The sequence below is a fragment of the Arthrobacter sp. K5 genome (assembly GCF_040448525.1).
GTDB classification, from domain to species: Bacteria; Actinomycetota; Actinomycetes; order Actinomycetales; family Micrococcaceae; genus Arthrobacter; species Arthrobacter globiformis.
This window is the reverse complement of sequence record NZ_CP159279.1, coordinates 4,556,293-4,580,682: the sequence shown is the minus strand read 5'-3', so window position 1 is coordinate 4,580,682 and position 24,390 is coordinate 4,556,293. Positions and strand designations below refer to the sequence as shown.

Genomic DNA, 24,390 nt, shown 5'->3' with positions numbered 1-24,390 from the left:
GCGTCTAGCCTTCTGCGGTGCTGGCTGGGTGTTAGGCGGTAGGGGCGGCCGCTGCGGGGCCGGCGTCGTGCTGGTCCGACCGGGCGGCCGAGGCTGCGGCGCGGAGTTCCGGGGGAAGCAGCAGCGGAATGCCGTCTTCGATGGCGTACCGTAGCCGTTCGCCGCCCTCCGCCGCCGAGGTTGAAACGAGTTCCTCGCCCTCCTGGGTCAGAGCCGATCCGGTGACCGGGCACCGCAGAACGGACAACAGTTCAGGACTGATCTTTGGCATGGTGGATGCTCCCTGCTGGGCACAAGCGCTGTGGCTGACGGATTTCAGCTTCCAGCCTACCGCCAGTTCGGTATGAGGAAGTTTTGTGCAGAATTAGGACGGTTCGCGCAGGATGCGCAGGTGGCCGCGGCGTGTGCCTTCGGTTGCGGCCGGTGCCTCCAGCGCCGAGTGGGCGGCGCGCTGGCCCGGGGCCGGGGACGCCGGGCGGGACGCTGCCTCACGGACGGCGTCGGCCAGGGCGAGAAGGTCGTCAGGACCGGGCTGGGGCGGCTGCGAGGGCATGGCGAGGCGGAGCACTTCCCAGCCGCGCGGGACGGTCAGCGAACCGGCATGCTGCTCGCAAAGGTCGTAGCAGTGCGGCTCCGCGTAGGTTGCCAGCGGGCCGAGGACGGCCGTCGAGTCCGCGTAGACGTACGTCAGAGTTGCCACCGCAGACTGGCGGCAGGCTGACCTGGAACACTGACGTATTGCACCCACGAAAACACAGAATACTCTGCCCTGGGCAGATTTCCCGACATTGACGGACGGCCCGCGCCACGGCAGCGCGGCTCCGGTCCGGTTATGTCGCGCAAATCATTCGGCGGGTCTAAAGTCTGTATATGCAGTCATCGCACCATGCTTCGGGTTTCACGGTCCGGTTGGCTGACCCGGAAACGTCCGGGGACGCCACCGGGGTCCCCGCTGGCCGGAGCTTCACCCAGCGCCGGCGCAACCGGCACGGCCGCGGCCTCCGGGGCGAACTGCTGCTGCCCACGCTCCCCGGCTACCGAAGCCGCTCGGACCGGTTTGATGAACTCGTCATGGACTCCGCCCAGCGGCTCCATGACATCTGGGGCAAGCCGCTCGACGGCGTCCGGTTCGCCGTCGACGAGATCCCGCCGAACCTGGAACAGCTGGTGGCCGACGGCTCGCCCGCTCCCTTGGGCTGCTACACCCCCGCCACCGAGGACGAGGGCCCCATCATCACGCTGTACCGCCGCGTGGTTGAGCAGGCCTGCCCCGTCAAGGAGGAACTCCAGGACCTGGTGCACGACGTGGTGGTGGAACATACCGCCGAAATGCTGGGCGTCGCCCCGGAAACACTGGACCCGGTGTACCGCCGGCGCTACTAGGCCGGGTTTAAGTTGCCGCACGTCCGCGGCTAGTAGCCCAGTGTCACCGGTACTTTTTCCTGGCCCTCGGCGCCCGGAGCGATGGCCACGGTGGAAACATCGTTCCTGCCCTCCCGTTCCAGCAGCACGGTGCCGTAGGCCGCTCCACCGGAGGCGGACACCACATATCCGACGACGGCCGAGTTGCCGATCTTGTCCGCTGCCTTGAGGGTTGTGGTCGTGCCGGCCGCAATGTCCGCGGTCGCCGCGGTGCGGAGTTTCCCGTCGGCAGTGATCGGGGTGTAGGAAATGGTGGCCCTGTCGTCCAGGGCGCCGAAGACCAGCTGCCGCTCCCCGCCCTGGGGAAGCGGGACTATGTGCTGGCTGCCAAGCTGGGCGGTGGCCGGCGACCACGCGAAGTCCAGGCTCTGGGTGGACTTCAGGCCCCGGCTTACGCGCGCGGCGGCCACGATGCTGACGTCGGACGCGGCAGAAACGGTGTACTTGCCGGCAGGAACGCCTGCAAGGGGCACTTCGGTGACGGTGCCGGCCTTGGCCGTGACAACGCCCCCGCCCGGCAGGGCCTGCTGCCCGGCGCGGCCAAACAGCTTGACCTCCACCACGGCATCCGACGGGCCGGGAACGGTGATCTGCAGCGACGGTCCGGCGTCGTCAAAACCCGATTCGCCGGTCAGTGACTTCACGTCCCCGGCATCTTGGATGTCGATGCCTGTCATCACTTGGGACGGAGCCGCGGAGATCCCGGGTGCGATGAAATCCACGCCGCCGGAGGTCAGCCCACGCAACACGCTCTGCTGGATGAAGGCACTGACGGGCCCGCCGGAGCTTCGGATGTGCACGCTCAGCCGTTCCTCACCGGGCGCGAGACCGGCCAGGACGATTGAGCGCGTCGACTTCGGCCCCACCAGCAGGCCGCGGCTGCCCGAGGCCTTGACCTGGCCGGCCTTTCCGTAAAGCTCAAGGTTCACCGTTGCAGGGGTGGTGGAGGCGTTCGTGAGATTGATGACGCTGCTGCGGCCCACTGCGGTGTTGGCGCCGCTGAGCCAGAGGTCGTTCGAGGGCGCCTGGCAGGCGGCGGCCGCCGAACCCTGCAGGTCCCCGTCCGTGGCCGTGTAGGCCATAAGGGCTGCAGCCGCCGGCTGCCGGTTGGCCAGGGCGTCCGCGGACAGCACGCTGACGTCGTCCACGGGTTCCTCCTCGACCACCCCGGCGATCACTCCGGAGGAGCCGGCGGGAGCCGTCGGCGAGGCGGGCGCCTTGGCGATCCGCTGCAGCTCGGACCCCTTCAGCGCGGAGAGCGCACTGCCGGGGAGACTGCCGCCCGCCGAACTGACCACCGCCGCGGACACGGTGCTCTTGGCTGTGGCGGATTCGGGGCTGAACTGGGGGTCGGTCCCCACCGGCGTTCCTTCGAGGAGCCGCGCCGGGGCAGGACAGACGTCCTGGACGCTTCCGGCCGGCACAGCCGCTTCCGCCGGATCGAGCGGCCTGGCCGACGACGGCTGAGGCGCCAGGGTGGTTGCCGCTACAACGCCTCCCCCGGCGGCGAGGATCACCACACCTGAAAGCACCCCAGCCACGATGCCGCGGCGGCCGGCACCGCTGGAGCGGGTTCCGGAAGCGTTGCCTCCAGTAGCCCGGGCTGCCGTTTCGCTGCCCTGCCTCGCCGGAGTCCCGCCGTCGTTCTCTTCCTCATGCATTCTGGTATTCCTTACGCAGGGAGCCTTCGTCCCTGGACAGGCCGGTGTTGGGGCGCCGGGCCGGCATCGGGAGCGCCAGCAGCACGGTCAGGCCAATGACGGCGGCCTGCAGGACGCCCGACCAGAGTGCCCACGGGCTTTCGTAGCGGAGTGTCACCTGGCCGGCCTGCGGGGGCAGTGTGAACGCCTGGGACCAGCCGGAAGTGGTGGAGGTCAGTTTGCGGCCGTCGAGCCAGGCGGTCCAGCCGGGATCTGCGCGCTCGGCGAGTACCAGCAGCCTGCCCTCGGGCCCCTTGGGCACCGAGGCTTCGGCGCCGGTCAGACCCGACGGAACCAGGCCGATCGTGGCGCCCTTGGTGTCGACGATGCGCACGCGATGGGCGACGTCGGCCGGCTGCAGCACCGCGCCATTAAGGGGGGTCACGCGCCAGAGCCAGCCCGAATCAGTGGGCCCCACGGCCGTCAGCCCGGGGACCGCGTCCATCCGGCTGGCCGTCAGCTGCGCTGCCGTGTCTGCGGCGCGCAGGACGACGAATCCGACGCCGAGCCGCTCCAGTTCTGGCCGCGGGTCTACCCCGCGGGCAGCCACCAGGGTGGCCACGCTGGTGCGCAGCGCCGCGGTGACTTCGTCGTCGTCGCGGACAGATTCCTGCCCGGGGTTGCCCCTGATGTTTCGGGCGGCCGCAATGGTTGAGAAGCTGTCCAGCGTGGTGCCGCCACCGCGCATGAGGGTGGCGCTGTACGTTCCGTCGTCGCCGGTGCTGATCAGCAGCGTCCGGGTCTGCTCCGGCCCCTCGCCGCGGTCCACCGCGGTGGCGGGCAGCATCCGCGGGTCCGTGGGGCCCACGAGCCGGGGTGTCCCGAGGTCTGCTGTGTCAGCGTGGACCGCGGAGTCCGCTGGCTGCGTGACATTCTGCACTGTCCAGGCCGCCAGCCCGGCCAGCGGCCCGGCGAGCAGGAGCACCAGCGCCAGCGCCGCGGCACTGCGGGCCACTGCGCCGTGCCGCGCTCCCGCGCCACGGGACACAGTGCCCGGGTTTACAGTGCCCGGGCCAGTGTCCGGGCCGGAAGCGGCAAGCGCCAGCAGGCCGTCACCGCCGACGACGGCGGCCCCCAGCAATCCGAACACAGCCGCGGACACGGCCGGACCGGTGAAAGGCACAACGAGCGCCTGGGTGCCGGCCCCGGTGGCGACGTGTGCTGCCAGCCATCCGCCAGCCAGCGCGAGCAGCGCCGCTGCCCAGAGGGCCCTGGCGACGCGCCCGCGGCGGTCCGGGTGGACGCGGAGCGGAACAAAGAGCGCGGCAACGGCCAAGGCCAGCAGCGGGGCTCCGATCAGGAGGGCCAGCAGCAGCGCCCAGGGCACGGAGCCGCCGGAAAAGAGTGCCAGCCCGGCGAGACCGCCGGCGGTGTCGAAACTGAGCGGCTGGCCCAGGATCTGCTGCCACACCGGAGCAGCTTCGAAAGGCAGCGGCAGTCCGGGGTCGGCCAACAATGCCCTGGGCCGGTCGAGGGTGGACAGCGCAAACGGCACAAACATTGCAGCGCTCGGCAGGAGCGCCCACCAGATTGTGCGTCCGCGTGTCCCCAGCACCAGGCTCAGGATGATGATGCCGACGGCGGCCGGCAGCAGGAGCGACGGGGCGGCGGCCGTGATAACCGCCAGGGCCAGCCCGGCGGCCGCGGCTGCCGTCCACGACGGTGTGCCGTTAACGCCGGGCTTTGCTGGCGGCTGGTCCGCGAGGCTGCCGGCCGGAACGGGGGCGAACCGGCCGCTCCCGATCGCGGAGCCGGTGGCCCGCAGAAGTGCGAGGACCAGCAGAGGCATCATGAGGTGCGCCAGCAGGGCTCCGACGCGCCCTTGGTTGACAGCCACCTGCAGGGCGGGCGCCGCCGCCCAGACCAGGGCAGCCGCCAACCGGAAGCGGCGGTAGGAACTCAGGGCACCGGAGGCGAACCAGGCAGTCAGGCCGGAGAGCGGCATGGCCAGCAGAAGGAGCCAGATGACGGCACCGTTGGCGTTGCCTCCGCCCAGCAGGCCGAGGATCCAGAGGACGTAGCCGAAGGGGTCGCCGTGCCCGGGAAGTCCGGCGCCCAGTCCGATCCACCAGCTGGAGGCGTGGTGCCAGATGTCCTCCAGCCGGGCTGAGACCGGCAGGAGCGCTCCGCCGGCAGCGGCGCCGGCCTGGAAAAGCCCGGCAAGGCCGGCGAAGGACGATACGGCGGCAAGGATCGCGGCGGCGACGGCACCGTTGCCCACCCAGCCCCGTTCATTCGTGGACAGGGCCGCGAAGTCGTCCGTCGAGTCGCCGCTGGGCTGTTCCTCCAGCGGATCGTTGCTGTCCTCGGCTGCCCGGGCGTCGTCCGCGCCCAGCGCCTCCATCAGGGAGCGCCGGTGGCCCCACACTTCGCGCCGTTCGGTCTGCAGGGCTTTGACCACGGACCGGCGCACGCGGCGGGTGCGGGCAGCGTTGCGCCGCCCGCGGGCGAGGGCAGCCGGCCTGGCGAGAGCCGCAGCCGTGGCCAGGAGCTGCGAAAAGCCGTAGCCGGGATCCTTCACGGCGATGCTGAAGACCAGCCGGAGGAGGCTCCCGAAGAGGGCGCCGGCAGCGTGCAGCGGCAGTGCCCACAGCGGGGCGTGCTTTAGCCGCAGGTGGACCTGTGCGCGGCGTGCGGCCGAGGCCGTGCCAAGCGCGTGCGGCCGGTGCGAGACGTGGAACATCCTTGCGCTGGGAACCACCACCACCCGATGCCCGGCCAGCCGGTTCCGCCAGCAGAAGTCGACGTCGTCGCCCGTGCCGGGAAGCGCGGGGTCAAACCCTTTGAGGTGTTCCCAGATGTCCCGCCGAACCAGCATTCCGGCGGAGTTGACGGCGAAGGTGTCGGAACGTCCGTCGTACTGCCCCTGGTCGAGTTCGTCCGCCTCGATCAGCGTGAGCCGCTCTGCCCAGCGGCTGGTGGAAAGCCCGACGTCGATGAGACGCCGTCTGGCGTTCCAGTCCAGTTGCTTGCAGCCCGCGACCGTAACGGAGGGGGCACGCTCCACGGCGTGCAGGAGTTCGGCCAGCGCCTCGGGGGCGGGTGCCGCGTCGTCGTGCAACAGCCAGATCCATTCGGACTGGTCCTGCGTGCCCCGCCGGTTCCACGGGGCCAGGGCGGCCAGACCGGCCCGCACGGCGGCGCCCATTCCCGTCTTGCCGCCGTTGACGGTTATGACATTGGCGTCGCCGATGGCCTGCTGCAGGAGGTCAGCCGAATTGTCCTGTGAGCCGGTATCCACCCCGATTACGGTGTCCGCCGGCCGGGTTTGTGCGGCCAGCGCTGAAAGTGTCCTGGGCAGATAATCACTGCCGTTGTGGGCGACCACAACGGCAGTGACGTGTACTTCCTGAAGAATTAGACCGCTCGCTTCCTCAGCCGTCGGCGCTCACGCTCGGAGAGGCCACCCCAAATCCCGAACCGTTCGTCATTGGCCAGTGCGTACTCCAAGCACTGCGAGCGGACGCTGCACGCTCCGCAGACTTTCTTGGCGTCCCGCGTGGAACCGCCCTTTTCCGGGAAAAAGGCCTCCGGATCCGTCTGGGCGCACAGCGCGTCGGTCTGCCAGCCAAGCTCGCCTTCGTCGTCGAAATCCTGTCCCAGCGGCAACCCGATCCACACCGGCTGGGCCAGGGTGGAGGGTGCCGGGTTCCGGATCTCCATGGGGGGATCAAGATCGTCCTCATCCTGCTCCGGCCGGCCGGCCAGCAGGGACTCATTCTGGAGGGCGTCATGCTGGGCCAGGAAGGCCGTGGCCTGATCCTGAAGCGAGGCAGACGTGTCCTTGTTGTACCGCTCTGCGGCGTCCGGATCAGCCGGATCTACGTACCAGTCGCTGGGTACCCCCCGAGACCTGTACTTTGCTGTGGCCTGGCCGGCCATAACAGCACCATCATGCATACGCTCCGCTTGCCCCATGGCGTCCCCTCCTGAGTAGTGCGGCCCCCGGCCCCGACGTTCAGGACACTACGTGGTGATCCTGAGAGTTCGCCGCGGCTTTTCGATATCTAATTACACGCGTGTAAGTAGGGGGAGTCAAGCCGCGACGGAATAATAATCAATGCCGGGCCAGATCAGCAGGCGCGCCACGCCCGGGAATTTTTTCCCGTACCGCGCGGCGCACGTCCGGAATTTGACAGCAACCTTAGTATCCCTTCCGGCGCGCGGGCAATTCCGGCAATTCTGCCGCCGGTCGGCCGGTTAAGGCAAACGACGTTACAAACTGTTGTGCCGGAGATCACGCCGGAAGGCGTGGCAAGATGAAGCCATGAACATCCCGGCCACTGATCTGATGACGGCCCTGCGCTCGGGCCACTCCACTTCGCCGCGCCTGACCTGGTACGGCCCCGATGCGGAGCGGGTGGAACTCTCGGGGCGCGTGCTCGACAACTGGGTCGCAAAGACCAGCAACCTGCTCCAGGACGAACTCGACGCCGAGCCGGGGATGCGGCTGCGGCTGGACCTGCCCGCACACTGGAAATCCATTGTCTGGGCCCTCGCCGCCTGGCAGCTGGGTCTGGAAGTGGTGCTCGGACCCGGCGACGCCGACCTGCTTGCCACGTCCGAGCCGGACGCCGCGGAGGACGGGTTCGACGCCGTCGTTGCAGTTCCGCTGCCGGCCCTGGCCATGCGGTGGCCGGGCGACCTGCCCGCCGGAGTTCTCGACTACGCCGCGGAGGTCCGCTCCCACGGTGACGTGTTCATGGCCCACAATGACCCCGACCCTGGTGCCCCTGCGGTGCGCAGCTCAGACGGGGCAGCCGTTCGGCACGAGGCCCTCCTGGCGGAGTTTGCCGCGGTTCACGAGCCGAGCGCGAGGCTCCTGGTGCGTGCGGCCGACGGCCTCGAGGCGGCGCTGGCCAACGCCCTCGGCGTGTGGAAGACCGACGGTTCGGTGGTTCTGGTCCATGGCGATGTGGAGCTGACGGAGAAGCTGCTGACGGCCGAGCGCATCCACGGCAAGTGAGCTGCCCGGCGGGCCGGACGGAGCTAGCCCCGGAGGCCGGGCCTAGCTCGGCCGGACGGGCCGCTCGGGGTCGTCAACGTCGGGTTCCAGGACGCGCTCGGCCGGCTGGGCGGAGTGGTGGTGGTGGTGGTGCACTTCGAGGATCTCGTGGTCGTGCGAGAACTCCGGCTCCTGGTCCAGTTCCTGGTTGAAGACGAGGAACCGGTAGGCAAAGAAGCGGACAACCGTGGCCACCAGAATGCCGACGACGCCCGCGGCGAAGAGCATGTTCTTGTCCGTGACGCCCAGGGAATACTTGGCCAGGGCCGTAAAGCCGGTGGAGATGCCGATGCCGATGCCGTTGATGAGGATGAACATCAGGAATTCACGGAGCACGTTGGCCTGGCGGCGGTGCCGGAACGTCCACAGACGGTTGGCGATCCAGGAAAAGACGGTGGCGACGGTGGCGCCCACAAAGCGGGCCTTGGCCTCGCTGTCCGTCATGGGTCCGTGCATCAGGTAATAAGTCAGCCCGTTGTCAATGACAAACGCCACACCGCCCACGGCACCGAACTTCGCCACCTCGCGCCAGAATAGCGAGGCGAGTCCCCGGATGCGCTCTGCAAGTGTGTTAATCATGACCCTCCGTGGCCGTCTGAATAGTGGGGGCCGTTGGGCCAAGCTCCCATTTTAGCGCCGTTTCCCGGGAGTACCCTCAGTGCGTCCCGGCACCGGAGGGCCCCATCAGCCGCCGCGCAGCAGAAAATCGGGCGACTTGGGGAGCTTCCCAGCCATGAAAGACAGCAACCGCGCTCCTTTTCTGTAGGCTGGAACATGTGACTTTTCCAGTAATCGGCGTGGTTGGCGGCGGCCAGCTTGCGCGCATGATGGCCCCGGCCGCCACCGCCCTGGGCTTTGAACTCCGTGTTTTGGCTGAAGGCGAAGACGTATCCGCAGTCTCCGCCGTCCCCAATGCCCCCGTGGGCGACTACAAGGATCTCGCGGCCCTGATGGAATTCTCCAAGGGCCTGGACGTGATGACCTTTGACCACGAGCACGTCCCGGGCGACCACCTCTATGCCCTGATCGAAGCCGGAGTGAACGTCCAGCCCGGCCCGGACGCGCTGGTCAACGCCCAGGACAAACTGGTGATGCGTGCGGCCATCGACCGCCTCGAGCTGCCCAACCCCGAGTGGGCCGCAGTGGACGACGTCGCGGGGCTGGTCAGCTTCGGGGACCGGATCGGCTGGCCCGTGGTGCTCAAGACGCCGCGGGGAGGCTATGACGGAAAGGGCGTCCGGATCGTCGGTTCGGCAGAGGAAGCCGCGGAGACCGCCGACTGGTTCGAGGCCATGAGCCCGCTCCTCGCCGAGGCCAAGGTCGAGTTCAGCCGCGAGCTCTCGGCACTCGTTGCCCGCACTCCGGACGGGGCGTCCCGCGCCTGGCCGGTGGTCCACACCATCCAGGTGGACGGCGTCTGCGACGAAGTGATCGCGCCGGCACAGAACATTTCCCTTGAGGTGGCCGCGGCCGCCGAAGAGGCTGCCCTCCGGATCGCGAATGAGCTCGGCGTCACCGGGGTCATGGCCGTGGAGATGTTCGAGACGCCCGGCAGCGGCGCCGGCTTCCTGATCAATGAATTGGCGATGCGGCCCCACAACACGGGGCACTGGACGCAGGACGGCTCCGTCACCAGCCAGTTCGAACAGCACCTGCGGGCGGTCCTGAACCTGCCCCTCGGTGCGACGGACGTCCTGGGCCAGGTGGCAGTGATGAAGAACTTTCTGGGCGGCGACAACCAGGACCTCTTCTCCGCCTTCCCGGCCGCGCTGGCCGCAGAACCGGCCGCCAAGGTCCACTGCTACGGCAAGTCCGTGCGTCCCGGCCGAAAGATCGGGCACGTCAACCTCGTGGGCGCGTCCGCTGGCGACGTTGACTCCCTCCGCCAGCGGGCCACCGTTGTGGCGAACATCATCCGTGACGGCAGACTGCCGGCCGCGGCATCAGGCACCACCGAGGAGACCCCATGAGCCACGAATCCGCTGCAGCCCCGGAATCCGGTGCCCCCGCTCCCCTCGTCGGCCTCGTTATGGGCTCGGATTCGGACTGGCCCGTCATGGAGGCCGCGGCAGACGCCCTGGCCGAGTTCGGCATTCCGTTCGAGGCGGATGTTGTCTCCGCCCACCGCATGCCCACGGAGATGATCCGCTATGGACAGACCGCGCACGAGCGCGGCCTCCGCGTGATCATTGCCGGCGCCGGCGGCGCCGCGCACCTGCCGGGCATGCTGGCGTCAGTCACTCCCCTGCCGGTGATCGGTGTCCCGGTCCCGCTCAAGACCCTGGACGGCATGGATTCCCTGCTCTCCATCGTCCAGATGCCCGCCGGGGTCCCGGTGGCCACGGTCTCCATCGCGGGGGCCCGGAACGCAGGCCTGCTCGCCGTCCGCATGCTGGCGTCCGGCACCGATGAACTCTCCGCCCGCCTCCGCACGGAGCTCCTGGATTTCGCGCAGGAACTCAATGACGTGGCGAGCCGGAAGGGCGCCAACCTGCGCCAGAAAGTGAACGAAGTCTTCTCCGACGCAAACGTGGCTCTGCGGAGCGGCCGGTAGGGGTCTGCCATGTCCAACACCGACCTGCCGTCCCAGGGCCCGCTGACGGATCCCGTCCGCAACCCCTCGAGCGCTGCTGAACCTGTCCGGACCAAGCGCGCGTTCCTGCTGATCCTGCTCACGCTGCTGGTGCCCGGGAGCGCCCAGATCGTGGCCGGCGACCGCAAGCTGGGCCGGATCGCCCTGCGCGTGACGCTCAGCGCCTGGCTGCTCGTGGTCCTTTCCCTGGTACTGCTGTTCACCAACCGGACCCTGCTGATCAACATCATCACCAATCCGGTTGCGTCGCTGCTCATCGTCCTTGTCCTTGCTGCGCTGGCAGTGGGCTGGCTGGTGCTGTTCGTCAACACCCTGCGGCTCATCCGGCCGGTGTTGCTGCCCACCCGGATGCGGCCCGCCGTCGTGGTTGCCCTTGTCCTTGCCATGGTGGTGAGCAGCGGATCGCTGGGGTACGCCGCCTACCTGCTGAACGTCAGCCGGAATGCCATCGGCAGCATCTTTGCCGGCGGCCCGGCCATCGACCCCGTGGACGGCCGCTACAACTTCCTCATGATGGGCGGCGACGCCGGTGCAGACCGGACCGGCCGGCGCCCGGACAGCCTGTCGGTGCTCAGCGTGGACGCCAAATCCGGCCAGACAGCCATCATCTCCGTGCCGCGCAACCTGCAGAACGCCCAGTTCAGCGAGGGTTCGCCCATGCGCAAGATCTATCCGGAAGGCTACAACTGCGGCGACGAATGCCTCATCAACGCGATCAACACCGAGGTCACGAACGAGCACAAGGACCTCTACCCCGGTGTCGCCGATCCCGGGGCGCAGGCCACCCTGGAGGCGGTTTCGGGCACGCTCGGCATCACCGTGCAGGCGTATGTGCTGGTGGACATGGACGGCTTCGCGAAGCTGATTGACGCGATGGGCGGCATCCGGATCAAGGCCGGCGGCTGGGTGCCCATCAGCGGCGACATGATTGACGAGGCCAACGGCATCCATGGCATGCCCCTGGGCTGGATTCCGGCCGGAGATCAGAAGCTGGACGGCTACCACGCCCTCTGGTACGGCCGGTCCCGGGAATTCGTGGACGACTACGCCCGGATCGCGCGGCAGCAGTGCGTCCAGCAGGCCATGCTGAAACAGCTGGACCCTGCAACGCTGCTGGCGAAATTCGAGGACATCGCCAACGCCGGCACGAAGGTGGTGGACTCCAACGTCTCCGCCAGCCAGCTCGGCAGCTTCGTGGATCTGGCCATGAAGGCCAAGGGCCAGGACATCAAGCGGCTCACCATCGGCCCGCCGGACTTCGACGCGTCCTTCTCCACGGTGCCCGACTTCGACCAGATCCATGACCGGGTCAAGAAGCTGCTCGCGTCCGCCAGCTCCGAATCGTCGCCGGCCGCCGCGCCCGGGGACGCCGCGTTGGAGGATACATTGGTGCAGCCGGGTTCCGTGCCCGGCAAGCTCTCCGCCGCGGGCGCCGCAGGTCCCCTGGCGGGCCTTCCGGCCACCACCCCCTCACCGTCACCCTCGTCGTCGTCGGACTTCACCCCGGTGACCACCACCCCTGAGGGGGAACCGATCACGGAAGCGATGCTGAACCAGTTCAAGCGTGAGGGCAACGAGCAGGCTATCCGCGACCTCGTGGCCACCAACGGCCAGTGCGCACCGCTTTGAGCAATAGCCGCAGCACGCTTTGAGCAATACGTACATCAAAAAAGGGGGAACACCAGGCGTGTACCAGATAGAGAATGTCCTGCGGCCGTATGCCTGGGGATCGACGACGGCGATCGCCGGCCTGCTCGGCCGGCCGGAGTCCGGCGGTCCGGAAGCCGAGCTGTGGATCGGTGCCCATCCTGACTCGCCGTCGGTGGCCACCCGGCCGGACGGCACGACGACGCCGCTGGACGCACTCATCGGCGAGGACCCGGAACATTTTCTGGGCGCGGCTTCGGTAGCCGAGTTCGGTCCGCGGCTGCCGTTCCTGGCTAAGCTCCTCGCCGCCGCCAAGCCGCTGTCGCTGCAGGTGCACCCGAGCCTTGAGCAGGCCCGGGCCGGTTACGCCCGCGAAAACGCCGCCGGCATACCGGCCGCCGCAGCAAACCGCAATTACCATGACGACAACCACAAGCCGGAGATGATTTTCGCGCTGACTCCGTTCGAGTCGCTGTGCGGTTTCCGGAAACCGGAGAAGTCCCGCGACATCTTCCTCCACCTGGCGGGCTGCCTTGAGCTCCCCGGAGACGGTGTCCCGCAGGTTCTGAAGGACGTCATCGACGACCTTTCCCAGCCCGAGGAGGCGACGGCGCTGAGATTGGCGTTCGAACGGCTGATCGCCGGGGGCGAGGCAGTCAGGGAAGCGACGTCCCGGGTGGTCGACGCGCTGGCCTCGGGCGCACCCCTGTCTCCATACCAGCTCGAGCTTTCCACGGTGCTGAGCCTCAACAGCGAGTACCCCGGCGATCCCGGGGTGCTGATCTCCCTCCTGCTGAACCGGCTGTCCCTGAAACCCGGCGAAGCCGTGTACCTCCCGGCCGGCAAAGTCCACGCCTACCTGCACGGGCTCGGCGTCGAGGTGATGGCGTCCTCGGACAACGTGCTTCGCGGCGGACTGACACCCAAATTCATTGACATTCCCGAGCTGCTGAACACGATTGCCTTCGAATCCGTGGACGTTCCCATGCTCCAGCCGGTGACCTCCGAACTCGGACAGGAACTGTACTTCCCGCCGTTCCGCGAGTTCCAGCTCCAGCGGATCGAACTGCAGCCGGACGGCGAGCCTGTTCCGCTGGCGCAGTCGGGCGCCGCGGTGGTTATTGTCGTTGCCGGTTCGGTGATCCTTGACTCGCCGAAGGGCGACCTTCGGCTGGGCCACGGCGCGAGTGCCTTCCTGCCGGACACCGACGCCCCCGTCAATGTCCACCCTGTGTCCGGGGCAACGGAGAACGCCGTGGCCTTCGCCGTGACCACCTCGATGAAGGCCTGACCGCTGTGGAGTATTTCCTGCAAACGAAAGCCTGGGAGGACTTCCAGAAGTCACTGGGACGCCACGTGCACCGGCAGTCCGGTCCCGGCTGGAGTTTCCTGGCCATCGAGGAAAAGAACCCCGCGGGCAAGGTCCTCTATGCGCCCTACGGGCCTGTGGCCGAGTCGGTTGAGGCGTTCGACGCCGCACTGGTGGCCCTCCGGGCACTGGCAAAGTCCTGCGGCGCCGTCTTCATCCGGATCGAGCCGGTGACTGCCGGTCTCGATCCTGAGGGTGCTCCCGAGGCACTGCGGAGCCGGGGCCTCCAGCCTGCCCCGGTCAACCAGCAGCCCGAACTCAGCTGGATCGTGGACCTTGACCGGGACTTCAAGGAAGTCCTGGCGGAGATGAAGCCGGTCAACCGCAACCTGTACCGGAACATCCACAAGAAGGGCGTCACGTTCCGCACCACGCAGGATCCCGAGGACATCCGCGTGCTCCTGAACTTCCTCCACATGACGGCGCGGCGGAACGGCTTCAAACCGCAGAGCGACGAGTACCTGACGCAGGTGGCCCAGTCCCTGATGCCAGCAGGGGCGGCCACACTGTTCATCGCCGACCTGCATGGCGGCCCGGTAGCGGCAGCTCTGGCCTACGATTCGGCGGACACCCGGACGTACGCCCACGCGGCCATGGATGACACCCACCGCAAGCTCAGCGCGGGCATTCCCCTCCTGGTGACGCTCATGGCCGATGCCCAGGAGAAGGGCCTGAAGCACGTGGACCTGTGGGGCGTGGCCCCGGCCGACCAGCCCGACCACAAGTGGGCTGGGTTCACCGCGTTCAAGAAGTCCTTCGGCGGGCGCGAGATCGCCTACCCCGGCACCTGGGACCTGCCCGTCAACCGGCCCCGCTACGCGGCCTACCAGGTGGCCCGCAAACTGCGCGACGGCATCAAGGCACTCATCAGGCGACCCACCCGCTGAGCGCGAACGAACACTTAAGCCCCGCCCGCTGAGCGCGAACGAACACTTAAGCCCCGCCCGCTGAGTGCGAACGAACACTTAGGCCCCGCCGCCTGGAAATTTTCGGGGCTTAAGTGTTCGTTCGCGCTTAAAGCAAGAATTGCTCCTGTGGATAACGTCCAACGGGCTCTTCCACCGTTGCACACTGGAGCATGGGTCTCTCGCCGCTTCCCCGTGACTTGCTCGGGGGATCATTCACTTCATCCCGTGCCGCTGCGTCGGGGGTGTCCCGGCGGCGTCAGCGAAAACCTGATGTAGCCATTCCTTCACGCGGGATCCGCGTTCCACTGCAGGGGGATGCGACGACTCCGGCGAACCTGCGCGCCTACACTGCGCTGGATGACAAATCGACCCTCACCCATCACTCCGGGGCCCGCATCTGGGAGTTTGGCCTTCCCGGCTGGATGCAGGAGGACTGGCGGATCCAGGTTGCGCGTGACCGTAACGGAAGCCAGCCGCGGCGGCGCAACGTGGTTGGTCACCGGATGACTTTCAAGCCCGGAGAGGTGGTGATGCACGACGGCGTCCGGGTTACCTCACCAGCCAGGACGTGGCTTGATCTCGCAGGACTTCTCACTGTTGATGAGCTGATCGCCGCAGGAGATTCGGTGGTGGTTGCCCACGGGCCCGACTTCCCGAAACCAAGGACTCCCCTGGCCACGATCGATGACCTACGCCGCATGATTGCCGCGCACCCGGGCATGCGGGGCATGAAAACGGCGCGGCTCGCACTCCCAGAGATCCGCGTTGGGGCTGACTCCCCGCAGGAGACCAGAATGCGCCTGGTTCTTGCCCGCACCAAGCTCGGCGAACCAGTTCTAAACCATGTGATCCGCAACAGCTGGGGCCAGCCCGCGGTGTGGCCCGACGCCGCCTACCCGCAATACCGACTCGCGCTGCAATATGACGGCGCGCACCATTCAAATCCTGACCAGGCCGCGCGTGACAGGAAGCGTAAGGAAACCACGGACCGCCTCGGTTGGACCGAGCTCAGAATTTTCAAAGATGACCTGGACGGCGATAAACCCTTCGTTCTCGAGAAGGTCAGGGCAACGCTGCAGGGGCAGCTTCGGCGCCAGGCATCGGGAACCTGAGCGTTGATCGGCTCGCAACCATGCGCGAACGAACACTTGAGCCCCGGATCCATGGCGGATGCGGGGCTCAAGTGTTCGTTCGCGCTAGGAGGGCGCTGGGGAAGCGGAGGGGCTAGCTCTTGCGGGCGTAGCCTTCCCACTTGCTGGCCTGGTGCTCGCCGTCCACGAAGCGGATGGTGCCGGACTTGGAGCGCATGACGATCGACTGCGTCAGGACCTTCTCCTTGTTGTACCGGACGCCGCGGAGGAGGTCGCCGTCGGTGATGCCGGTGGCGGCGAAGTAGCAGTTGTCGCTGGTGACGAGGTCGTTCGTGGACAGGACCCGCTCGAGGTCGTGGCCGGCGTCGATCGCCTTCTGCTTCTCGTCGTCGCTCGTGGGCCACAGCCGGCCCTGGATCACGCCGCCCAGGGACTTGATGGCGCAGGCCGCCACGATGCCTTCCGGGGTTCCGCCGATGCCCATGAGGGCGTCAACGCCGGTGCCGGAGCGGGCAGCCGCGATGGCACCTGCAACGTCGCCGTCCATGATGAACTTGGTGCGCGCGCCGGCTTCACGGATTTCCTCGACCAGAGGGCGGTGGCGGTCACGGTCCAGGATCATGACGTTGAGCTGGTTGACCTTCACGCCCTTGGCCTTCGCGATCAGGTGCAGGTTCTGCTTGACCGGCAGACGCAGGTCAACCATGTCGGCGGCCTCAGGACCGGTAACCAGCTTCTCCATGTAGAACACGGCGGAGGGGTCGAACATGGAGCCGCGCTCGGCGACGGCCAGGACAGCCAGGGCGTTGTTGATGCCGAGTGCGGTCAGGCGGGTTCCATCGATGGGGTCGACGGCGACGTCGCACTCGGGGCCGGTGCCGTCACCAACCTGTTCGCCGTTGAACAGCATCGGGGCTTCGTCTTTTTCGCCTTCACCGATGACCACGACGCCGTTGAAGTGGACGGTCTGCAGGAAGGAACGCATCGCGTCGACGGCGGCGCCGTCCGCCTTGTTCTTGTCGCCGAAGCCCACCCAGTGGCCGCCGGCGATTGCCGCGGCTTCGGTGACGCGGACAAGTTCAAGGGCGAGGTTGCGGTCCGGCTCGTCAATTCCGACGGCGAGCGACGGGGAAAGCGTTGAGTACTTCTGGGTGATGGACGCTGGTGACACGTGAACCTCTTCTTCGAGTGGCGATCATTGAACCCGCCAGGCCTGAGTCGACCATCGCGGTGATTCCTCTGTAACTGATCATAGTCGCCGCCGCGGGACCCTGGGCGGCGAATGACCCCGCCGCGTAACGCACGGAGGGCCTCACCGCCGCCGGCTTCGAATGTGAGTTCGGACCCCGCATGGGCGACTATAGAAGGGTGAGTGATACTCAGGACCAGTCCGCCCCCTCGAGCCGCACGCAGGCTCCCACCCCATCCCCAGCTACGGCCGGCCACCCCGTCAAGCCGGTAATCCCCGCGGCTGCCGCAAAACGGGCGAATGCCTCGGTGATCGGAATGATCATCGCCCTGCTGGTAAGCGTCGCTGCGTTCCTGCCCATCGTCCTGATGAATCCGTCCCCGAAGTCGGACGGCTTCCGGCCCAACATCGACGTCAGCGCCGTCGCCAGCAACGCCAAGGGTGTGGCGGGATTCACACCGGTGGCCCCCGCGGCAGGTGACACATTCCACCCGAATTACGCCCGCTGGGCGGCGGCTTCGGGCACCGGCGTCGCGGCCTGGGAGGTCGGGTACGTGACCCCGAAGGAAAAATTCATCGGCCTGACACAGACCAGCAAGGCCAACCCCACCTGGCTCGTGCAGCAGACCAAGAGCGCCCCGGTCACCGGCACGCGCAACGCCGGCGGCAAGGAATGGGAACTCCATGACACCGGCAAGGGCGAGAAGAGCATGGTGCTTGCCTACCGCGGCACCACCGTGGTCCTGGCGGGAGACGCCAACCTGGAGGAGTTCGCGGTCCTGGCTGCCGCCGTCGTCAAGTCCCTGGAAAGTAACCCTGCTGTCACCGTTTCCCCGTCGGCGAGCCCCGCACCGTAAGGTGGGGCCGTGACAACTTACCTGACTCCTGCCCTGGCCTGGCGCCGTCTGCGCGAAGGCAACGAACGCTTTGTAACCGGTGAATCCTCGCACCCGAACCAGGACGCCTCCCGGCGCTCCTCGCTGGTGGAGAACCAGCATCCTTTCGCTGTGATCTTCGGTTGCTCGGACTCGCGGCTCGCCGCTGAAATCATTTTCGACGTCGGACTCGGCGACGTCTTCGTCGTCCGGACCGCGGGCCAGGTCATTGACGACGCCGTCCTGGGCTCACTCGAGTACAGCATCGGCGTGCTCGGCGTGCCGCTGATCGTGGTGCTCGGCCACGACAGCTGCGGCGCGGTCAGTGCCACGAAATCCGCCGTCGAAACCGGCCAGATGCCGGTGGGCTTCATCCGCGACCTCGTGGAGCGCATCACGCCGTCGGTCCTCACCTCCCTGCGGAACGAGCAGGCGGAGGTCAACGACATGGTGGTGGAGCATGTCAAGCAGACCTCGCAGCGCCTCGTGGACAGCTCGCGTGTGATTTCGGACGCAATCGAGTCGGGCCGGGCGGCGGTCATCGGGCTCTCGTACAGCCTCGGCGAGGGCCACGCGGAGCTTGTTTCCGGAATCGGCGACCTCTAGAAGCGGGCTGAAAGCGCCCGGGCGGGCCGTCTGTAGCAAGCCGTTCACGGTTTTCGATGCGGCGCCCGGGCGTCCTAAGCTAGCCCCATGACTTCCACTGAAGAGTTCCGCATTGAACATGACACGATGGGCGAAGTCCGCGTCCCCGTGAACGCCCTGTACCGCGCGCAGACGCAACGTGCAGTCGAGAACTTCCCGATCTCCGGAAAAACCCTGGAACGCGCCCACATTGAGGCGCTGGCCCGGGTCAAGAAGGCCGCTGCCCAGGCCAACGCTGAACTGGGTGTGCTCGACGGCGAGCTGGCCAAGGCGATCGCGGACGCTGCCGACGAGGTAGCCACGGGCAAGTACGACGGCGACTTCCCCATCGACGTTTTCCAGACCGGTTCGGGCACGTCCTCGAACATGAACACCAACGAGGTCCTCGCCGAGCTGGCGTCCCGCGCCCTGAAGGCTGCCGGCAGCGACAAGGTGGTCCACCCCAACGACCACGTCAACGCCTCGCAGTCCTCCAACGACGTGTTTCCCACCTCCGTCCACGTTGCAGCCACCTCGGCCCTGATCAACGACCTCATCCCGGCCCTCGGCTACCTCGCCGAATCGCTGGAGCGCAAGGCCGTTGAGTTCAAGGACGTCGTCAAGTCCGGCCGCACGCACCTGATGGACGCCACCCCGGTCACCCTCGGCCAGGAATTCGGCGGCTACGCCGCGCAGGTCCGCTACGGCATCGAGCGCATCAACGCCGCACTCCCCCGCGTGGCCGAAGTTCCCCTCGGCGGCACCGCCGTGGGCACCGGCATCAACACCCCGGCAGGCTTCCCGGAGCGCGTCATCGAACTGCTCGCCACCGACACCGGCCTGCCGCTGACCGAGGCCCGCGACCACTTCGAGGCCCAGGCCAACCGCGACGGCCTCATCGAAGCGTCCAGCCAGCTGCGCAACATCGCGATCTCCTTCATGAAGATCAACAATGACCTCCGCTGGATGGGCTCCGGCCCCAACACCGGCCTCGGCGAAATCGCCATTCCGGACCTGCAGCCGGGCTCCTCGATCATGCCGGGCAAGGTCAACCCCGTCATCTGCGAAGCGTCCATCATGGTCTGCGCCCAGGTCATCGGCAACGACACCGCCATCGCCTGGTCCGGCACCAACGGCGCCTTCGAACTGAACGTCGGCATCCCGGTCATGGCCGCGAACCTGCTCGAGTCCGTCCGCCTGCTGGCCAACACCAGCCGTGTCATGGCCGACAAGATGATCGATGGCATCACCGCCAACGTCGAGCGCGCACGCTTCCTCGCCGAGGCCTCGCCGTCGATCGTTACCCCGCTGAACAAGTACATCGGCTACGAAAACGCCGCCAAGATCGCCAAGACCGCCGTCAAGGAGGGCCTCACCGTCCGTCAGGCCACCGAGAAGCTCGGCTTCGTCGGCGACGGCGAAGGCAAGGTTTCCGAGGCCGACCTCGACAAGGCACTGGACGTCACCACCATGACGGCTCCGGCCCACAAGGCCTAATTTCCAAAAAAGTACGACGGCGGCCGCCCACCTTCTGTTGCGAAGGCGGGCGGCCGCTGGCGTTAAGCAGTGTGCGACCGCTCTAGGGAATGGCTGCCACGGCGTCGATTTCGACGAGGAAGTCACCCAGGAAAGAGCCGACGGTTGTTCGTGCCGGGTATGGGGCCTGAACGAGTTCCTTGTACATGGCGTTGAAGCCCGCGAAGTCCCGGCCGGGGTGGTGGAGGTGAACCGTGGCTTTCACCACGTGGGAGAAGTCCAGCCCGTGCGCATCCAGGACGGCGGCGAGGTTTTTCATGGCCTGTACTGTCTGCTCTTCGATGGTGGTACCGACGGTTTCGTCGGTGACCGGGTGGTGGGGTGTCTGGCCCGCGGTGAAGAGGAAACCGTTGGCGACGATGGCCTGGGAGTAGGGGCCCGCGGGGACGGGTGCGAGGTCTGTGCTGACCGGCTGTCGGAGCATTGGCCTGTTCCTTTCTGTTGGCCGGCGGCGTGGCCGGCCCGGATGGTGGTGTTCAGAGGACCTTGGAGAGAAAGGCCTGGGTGCGTTCGTGCTGCGGGGAGCCGAGAACCTGGGCCGGGGCTCCGCTTTCGACGACGACTCCCTGGTCCATGAAGACGACCTGGTCGCTGACCTGGCGGGCGAAGCCGAGTTCATGGGTGACCACCACCATGGTCATTCCGGCCTCGGCCAGGGATTTCATGACGTCGAGGACCTCGCCCACAAGTTCGGGGTCGAGCGCGGATGTGGGTTCGTCGAAGAGCATCAGCTTGGGCTTCATGGCCAGTGCGCGTGCAATCGCAATCCTCTGTTGCTGGCCGCCGGAGAGCTCCTGGGGATAGGAGTGTCCCCGGCTTCCAAGTCCGACGCGTTCCAGCAGGATCCTTGCTTCGGCGGCGACTTCGTTCCTGGGGCGGCCGAGCACGTGGACGGGCCCTTCCATGATGTTCTCCAGCACCGTCATGTGCGGGAACAGGTTGAACCGCTGGAAAACCATTCCCGCGTTCAGCCGTGAGCGTGCAGTCTGACGTTCCTTCATTTCATAGAGCCGTCCGTTCCGCTCGGTGTAGCCGACGAGGTGTTCGTCGACATACAGGCGCCCGGCGTCGACCTTTTCCAGGTGGTTGATGCAGCGGAGGAAAGTCGTCTTCCCGGATCCGGACGGGCCGATGAGGCAGGTCACTGAGCCGCGTTCGACCCTCAGATCAATGCCCTTGAGGATTTCCGTTGAGCCGAAACTCTTGCGGACTCCCTGTGCTTCCACCATGGCGGTGCTCATCATGCTGTCCTTGTCTTTGGCTGGGTCTTTGGCTGACGCTTCCGGCGCGGCGCTGCGTCGAAGCCCCGGCCGTAGCGTCGTTCGAGTTTGGTTTGGAAGAAGCTCAGGATGGTTGTCATGAGCAGGTACCAGAGGCTCGCGACTATGAGCAGCGGGATGGTCTGGTAGTTGTTGGCGTAGATGATCTGGGCCGAGTACAGCAGGTCTGAGATAGCCAGGACGCTGACCAGAGCCGTGCCCTTGAGCATGGAAATGACCTGGTTGCCGGTCGGGGGCAGAACCACGCGCATGGCCTGGGGCAGGATGACCCGGCGCATGAGCTTTCCGCCGTCCATTCCGAGGGCCCGGGCGGCGTCGTACTGGCCCTTGTCCACTGATCCGATGCCGCCACGGATGATCTCGGCCATATAGGCGGCCTCGTTCAGGGACAGTCCCAACAGCGCGGCAGCGAGCGGGGAGATGAGGACGTTCGCCGATCCCAACACCACGGATGGACCGCCGAACGGAAGGCCGAAGGCGATCACCGGATACAGGGCTGCAATGTTGTACCAGAAGATCAGCTGCACGAGCAGTGGTGTACCGCGGAAGAACCAGATGTAGCCCCGACTGATGGTGCGCAGGATCGGATTCTCCGAGAGCCGCATGATCGCCAAGAGCGTGCCCAGGGCGATACCCACGGTCATGGACACCACAGTGAGGAGGATGGTCAGCCCGGCGCCTGCGATGATCTGCGGGGCGAACAGGTAGGAAACCACCACGTCCCAGTGGTACCGCTGATTCACCGCCACGTCCCATGCGGCGCTGAACGCGACGAGGATGAGGACGACGGCGACGGCGCGCCGGACCGGGTGCCGGAGCGGCACCACAGGGATCGGGTCCGCGGCCGCCGTCGGGCTTTCCGTTCTTGTGTCACGGGTGGAGTGTTGCTGCATGGTGTTCACGTCCTATTGGGCGAAATTGATGCGGGCGTCGGTGATGGCGCTGGATTCAAGGCCGTACTTGCCGAGGACCTTGAGGTAAGCGTCGCTCTTGACCACCGCGGAGAGAGCCGCCGAGACGGCCTTGACCAGGCCTGAGTCCTTCGGCATGCCCACCCCCACCGGAGTGAAGTCGTATTTTGCCGCGATCTCGATCTGGGAGTTCTGCGTGGCTGCGAAGTTCAGAATGGGTGAGTCGGCCAGCACGGCGTCCAGCCGGCCGCTGGTAAGGGCCGAGATTGCCTGCCTCGTGTCCTGGAACTCGCTTCTCTGGATGGTGTCCCTGCCGCCGGCAGTGCACGCCCGGTCGTACTCGGGGACATTGACGGTGAGCTGGTAGGAGCCTGTCAGCAGGCCGACCTTCCCGCCGCACAGGGACTTTTGATCTTTGATTCCCCGGGGGTTCCCCTGGGCCACCGCTATGGAGTTGCCCATCTGCATATAGTCAACGAAATCCAGCACCTGCATGCGCTTCGCCGTCGGGGTCATTGAGGAGACGGTCATGTCGTACCGGCCCGCGGCCATCCCGGGAATGATGGAGTCGAAGTTTGCAACCTGGATCTCTACCTTCACGCCCAGGGCCTGGCCAATGAGGCGGGCGACGTCGGGGTTGGTTCCGGTCATCTCCTGGGTGCCTTCCCGGTAGAACTGCGTTGGGGGTTCGTTGGTGGGGATGGCCACCCGCAGGACCTTTGTTGACTTGATTGGTTCCGGGAGCAGCCGCGCAGCAGCCTCATTGACTTCAAGGGCAGGGACTCCGGTATCCTGCCCGGTTTCAGCCGCGGAAGTCCGCGAAGTCGCGGAGGGCCCGCAGGCGGTGACGGCCAGGACCAGCGCTGCTGCTGCGACCGCGGCAGGCAGGCCGCGCCGGGAACGTTGAGTGCGAGCAATCTCAGCGGGAGTTTTCATTAGGGGGTGCTCATTTCTTCGTAGGCCATCCGGGCCTGCGGGCTTTCGCGGGGAAGCGTGCGGGAAAAGGCCTCGCTCCTGTGCCGGATCAGTCCACGGCCTTCTGCACGGAGCTCCCGGATGGTGGAAACGCCCAGCAGCATCATGGTGCGCGTCATATCGGCAGCAAACATCTTCAGCACGTGGGCGACGCCGGCCTTTCCGGCGGCAGCCAGGCCGTACAGGTACGGGCGGCCGATGGAACAGGCGTCGGCGCCCAGGGCGATGGCCTTGACGACGTCGGAACCGCGGCGGATGCCGCCGTCGACGATGATTTCGACGCGTCCTGCTGTCCTGTCGACAATGTCGGGAAGCACGTCCAGCGGGGAGGCCATGTGGTCCAGCTGGCGTCCGCCGTGGTTGCTGACCTGGATGGCGTCGATGCCGATTTCCGCAGCTGTGGCGGCGTCGTTGGGGTTAACCACTCCTTTGAGGATGATGGGGCCGTTCCAGCGCGCCCGCAGATCCCGGATGTCGTCCCAGTCGGTCGGTTCGTAGGAGCCTGCCAGCAGCGTCCGCCACATGTCGGGGGTGCTGGACAGGGGCCCGTCGGGGACCTCGGCATCCAGGTTGGGAAAGGCAATCGCGTCATTGGCGAGGAACCCCAGCGCCCACCGGGGATGCAGGGCTCCCTCCACCACGGTCTTCAGCTTGATGGACGGCGGTGCGGTGAAGCCATTGCGGTAGTCCCGTTCGCGGTGGCCGATGGCGCGACAGTCGACGTTGACCAGAAGGGCCTCGTAGCCGGCCGCCGCGGCCCGGTCCAGGACCGCCTGCAGCTCCACCTTGTCCCGCATCGGCTCGATGTTGAACCAGCGGCGCACTCCGGGAGCGGCGGCACTCACCTGTTCCATCGGCGTCGTGCTCAGGTGTGCGAGCCCGTAAGGGATGCCGGCGTCAAGGGCCGCACGGGCAACCGCGCTCTCGCCGTCGGGATGAAACAGCCTGGTGCCGCCGGTGGGGGCGAGGGCCAGTGGCATGGAAACGGGCCCGCCCAAGAGCGTTGAGTTGAGGTCGAGGTTGTCCACCGATCCCCACTTCGGCAAAAAGGACCAATCCTCAAAGGAGGACCGGTTGCGCCGCATCGAGGCTTCGTCCTCCCCACCACCCTCGATGTAGTCGAAAATGCTGCCGGGAAGGCGTTTCGCGGCCAGGTTCCTCATGTCCTCGACGCTGTAGCAACGCCGGGCCAGGCGCTCCGACGGCGTCCGGGCAGGTCCTTGAACCGAGGCCAGTGCCCTAATGTCTTTTAGTTTCATTGAGTA

General features: G+C 67.0%; 23 protein-coding genes. 11 read left to right on the top strand and 12 right to left on the bottom strand.

Annotated features, from left to right (window positions below; all coding sequences use genetic code 11):
• Positions 1 to 31 precede the first annotated feature (31 nt).
• Both ABRP34_RS20900 and ABRP34_RS20895 read right to left on the bottom strand, forming a co-directional pair.
• Complete coding sequence (locus ABRP34_RS20900; protein WP_307100739.1) at positions 32 to 271, bottom strand: hypothetical protein; 240 nt, start codon at positions 269 to 271, stop codon at positions 32 to 34.
• A gap of 93 nt (positions 272 to 364) precedes the next feature.
• Positions 365 to 748, bottom strand: coding sequence for a DUF3499 domain-containing protein (locus tag ABRP34_RS20895; protein WP_043417629.1), 384 nt, complete (start codon positions 746 to 748; stop codon positions 365 to 367).
• 122 nt (positions 749 to 870) lie between these two features.
• On the opposite strand from ABRP34_RS20895, the gene ABRP34_RS20890 reads away from it, so the two are divergent.
• Positions 871 to 1,383, top strand: coding sequence for a metallopeptidase family protein (locus tag ABRP34_RS20890; RefSeq protein ID WP_353711641.1), 513 nt, complete (start codon positions 871 to 873; stop codon positions 1,381 to 1,383).
• Between the two features lie 29 nt (positions 1,384 to 1,412).
• Here ABRP34_RS20890 and ABRP34_RS20885 read toward each other — a convergent pair whose 3' ends face one another.
• From ABRP34_RS20885 to ABRP34_RS20875, 3 genes are read right to left on the bottom strand one after another with little or no spacing between them, the layout of a single operon-like run.
• Positions 1,413 to 3,083, bottom strand: coding sequence for a DUF5719 family protein (locus tag ABRP34_RS20885; RefSeq protein ID WP_353711640.1), 1,671 nt, complete (start codon positions 3,081 to 3,083; stop codon positions 1,413 to 1,415).
• Positions 3,076 to 6,450, bottom strand: coding sequence for a glycosyltransferase family 2 protein (locus ABRP34_RS20880; RefSeq protein WP_353711639.1), 3,375 nt, complete (start codon positions 6,448 to 6,450; stop codon positions 3,076 to 3,078). Before ABRP34_RS20880 ends, ABRP34_RS20885 begins: the two co-directional genes overlap by 8 nt.
• Positions 6,451 to 6,479: 29 nt before the next feature.
• Positions 6,480 to 7,040, bottom strand: coding sequence for a WhiB family transcriptional regulator (locus ABRP34_RS20875; protein WP_353711638.1), 561 nt, complete (start codon positions 7,038 to 7,040; stop codon positions 6,480 to 6,482).
• A gap of 349 nt (positions 7,041 to 7,389) precedes the next feature.
• On the opposite strand from ABRP34_RS20875, the gene ABRP34_RS20870 reads away from it, so the two are divergent.
• The gene (locus tag ABRP34_RS20870) at positions 7,390 to 8,088 is read left to right on the top strand and encodes a TIGR03089 family protein (RefSeq protein WP_353711637.1); all 699 of its coding nucleotides are present in this window, start codon (positions 7,390 to 7,392) and stop codon (positions 8,086 to 8,088) included.
• Between the two features lie 42 nt (positions 8,089 to 8,130).
• On the opposite strand, the gene ABRP34_RS20865 is transcribed toward ABRP34_RS20870, so the two are convergent.
• Complete coding sequence (locus tag ABRP34_RS20865) at positions 8,131 to 8,706, bottom strand: GtrA family protein (protein ID WP_353711636.1); 576 nt, start codon at positions 8,704 to 8,706, stop codon at positions 8,131 to 8,133.
• Positions 8,707 to 8,951: 245 nt separating this feature from the next.
• On the opposite strand from ABRP34_RS20865, the gene ABRP34_RS20860 reads away from it, so the two are divergent.
• The 6 genes from ABRP34_RS20860 (at position 8,952) to ABRP34_RS20835 (ending at position 15,756) form a co-directional block, all read left to right on the top strand.
• Positions 8,952 to 10,097, top strand: a complete 1,146-nt coding sequence (locus tag ABRP34_RS20860; protein WP_353713430.1) for a 5-(carboxyamino)imidazole ribonucleotide synthase — start codon at positions 8,952 to 8,954, stop codon at positions 10,095 to 10,097.
• On the top strand, positions 10,094 to 10,681 hold the full coding sequence (gene purE, locus ABRP34_RS20855; RefSeq protein WP_353711635.1) for a 5-(carboxyamino)imidazole ribonucleotide mutase: 588 nt from the start codon (positions 10,094 to 10,096) through the stop codon (positions 10,679 to 10,681). Before ABRP34_RS20860 ends, purE begins: the two co-directional genes overlap by 4 nt.
• A 9-nt stretch (positions 10,682 to 10,690) precedes the next feature.
• Positions 10,691 to 12,349, top strand: a complete 1,659-nt coding sequence (locus ABRP34_RS20850; protein ID WP_353711634.1) for an LCP family protein — start codon at positions 10,691 to 10,693, stop codon at positions 12,347 to 12,349.
• Between the two features lie 58 nt (positions 12,350 to 12,407).
• Entirely contained in the window at positions 12,408 to 13,658 is a 1,251-nt protein-coding gene (gene manA, locus ABRP34_RS20845; protein WP_003797985.1) for a mannose-6-phosphate isomerase, class I, read from the top strand.
• A gap of 5 nt (positions 13,659 to 13,663) precedes the next feature.
• Positions 13,664 to 14,623 (top strand): peptidoglycan bridge formation glycyltransferase FemA/FemB family protein, encoded by a 960-nt coding sequence (locus ABRP34_RS20840; RefSeq protein ID WP_353711633.1) that lies wholly within the window; start codon positions 13,664 to 13,666, stop codon positions 14,621 to 14,623.
• A 524-nt stretch (positions 14,624 to 15,147) separates the two neighbouring features.
• Positions 15,148 to 15,756 (top strand): DUF559 domain-containing protein, encoded by a 609-nt coding sequence (locus ABRP34_RS20835; RefSeq protein WP_353711632.1) that lies wholly within the window; start codon positions 15,148 to 15,150, stop codon positions 15,754 to 15,756.
• Positions 15,757 to 15,868: 112 nt separating this feature from the next.
• On the opposite strand, the gene glpX is transcribed toward ABRP34_RS20835, so the two are convergent.
• The gene (gene glpX, locus ABRP34_RS20830; RefSeq protein ID WP_003797994.1) at positions 15,869 to 16,906 is read right to left on the bottom strand and encodes a class II fructose-bisphosphatase; all 1,038 of its coding nucleotides are present in this window, start codon (positions 16,904 to 16,906) and stop codon (positions 15,869 to 15,871) included.
• Positions 16,907 to 17,085: 179 nt separating this feature from the next.
• Between glpX and ABRP34_RS20825 the strand changes: the two genes are divergently transcribed.
• From ABRP34_RS20825 to ABRP34_RS20815, 3 genes are all read left to right on the top strand, one after another.
• Positions 17,086 to 17,781, top strand: coding sequence for a DUF4245 domain-containing protein (locus ABRP34_RS20825; protein ID WP_353711631.1), 696 nt, complete (start codon positions 17,086 to 17,088; stop codon positions 17,779 to 17,781).
• Between the two features lie 9 nt (positions 17,782 to 17,790).
• Positions 17,791 to 18,405: a carbonic anhydrase gene (locus ABRP34_RS20820; RefSeq protein ID WP_353711630.1), complete on the top strand. Its 615-nt coding sequence runs from the start codon at positions 17,791 to 17,793 to the stop codon at positions 18,403 to 18,405.
• A gap of 87 nt (positions 18,406 to 18,492) precedes the next feature.
• A complete protein-coding gene (locus ABRP34_RS20815) occupies positions 18,493 to 19,920 on the top strand; it encodes a class II fumarate hydratase (protein WP_043417632.1) in 1,428 nt (475 codons plus the stop codon).
• Positions 19,921 to 20,002: 82 nt separating this feature from the next.
• Here the strand turns inward: ABRP34_RS20815 and ABRP34_RS20810 are convergent, their stop codons facing one another.
• The 5 genes from ABRP34_RS20810 to ABRP34_RS20790 are packed head-to-tail and all read right to left on the bottom strand — an operon-like array spanning position 20,003 to position 24,384.
• On the bottom strand, positions 20,003 to 20,383 hold the full coding sequence (locus ABRP34_RS20810) for a Rid family hydrolase (RefSeq protein WP_353711629.1): 381 nt from the start codon (positions 20,381 to 20,383) through the stop codon (positions 20,003 to 20,005).
• A 52-nt stretch (positions 20,384 to 20,435) separates the two neighbouring features.
• Positions 20,436 to 21,200 carry an amino acid ABC transporter ATP-binding protein gene (locus tag ABRP34_RS20805; protein WP_353713429.1) on the bottom strand — a complete coding sequence of 255 codons (765 nt, stop codon included), beginning with the start codon at positions 21,198 to 21,200 and terminating at the stop codon, positions 20,436 to 20,438.
• Positions 21,200 to 22,132 carry an amino acid ABC transporter permease gene (locus ABRP34_RS20800; RefSeq protein WP_353711628.1) on the bottom strand — a complete coding sequence of 311 codons (933 nt, stop codon included), beginning with the start codon at positions 22,130 to 22,132 and terminating at the stop codon, positions 21,200 to 21,202. Before ABRP34_RS20800 ends, ABRP34_RS20805 begins: the two co-directional genes overlap by 1 nt.
• A 12-nt stretch (positions 22,133 to 22,144) precedes the next feature.
• Positions 22,145 to 23,086: an ABC transporter substrate-binding protein gene (locus tag ABRP34_RS20795; RefSeq protein ID WP_353711627.1), complete on the bottom strand. Its 942-nt coding sequence runs from the start codon at positions 23,084 to 23,086 to the stop codon at positions 22,145 to 22,147.
• Positions 23,086 to 24,384 carry an alpha-hydroxy acid oxidase gene (locus tag ABRP34_RS20790; protein ID WP_353711626.1) on the bottom strand — a complete coding sequence of 433 codons (1,299 nt, stop codon included), beginning with the start codon at positions 24,382 to 24,384 and terminating at the stop codon, positions 23,086 to 23,088. The genes ABRP34_RS20795 and ABRP34_RS20790 overlap by 1 nt, the downstream gene beginning before the upstream one ends.
• Between the last annotated feature and the right edge of the window lie 6 nt (positions 24,385 to 24,390).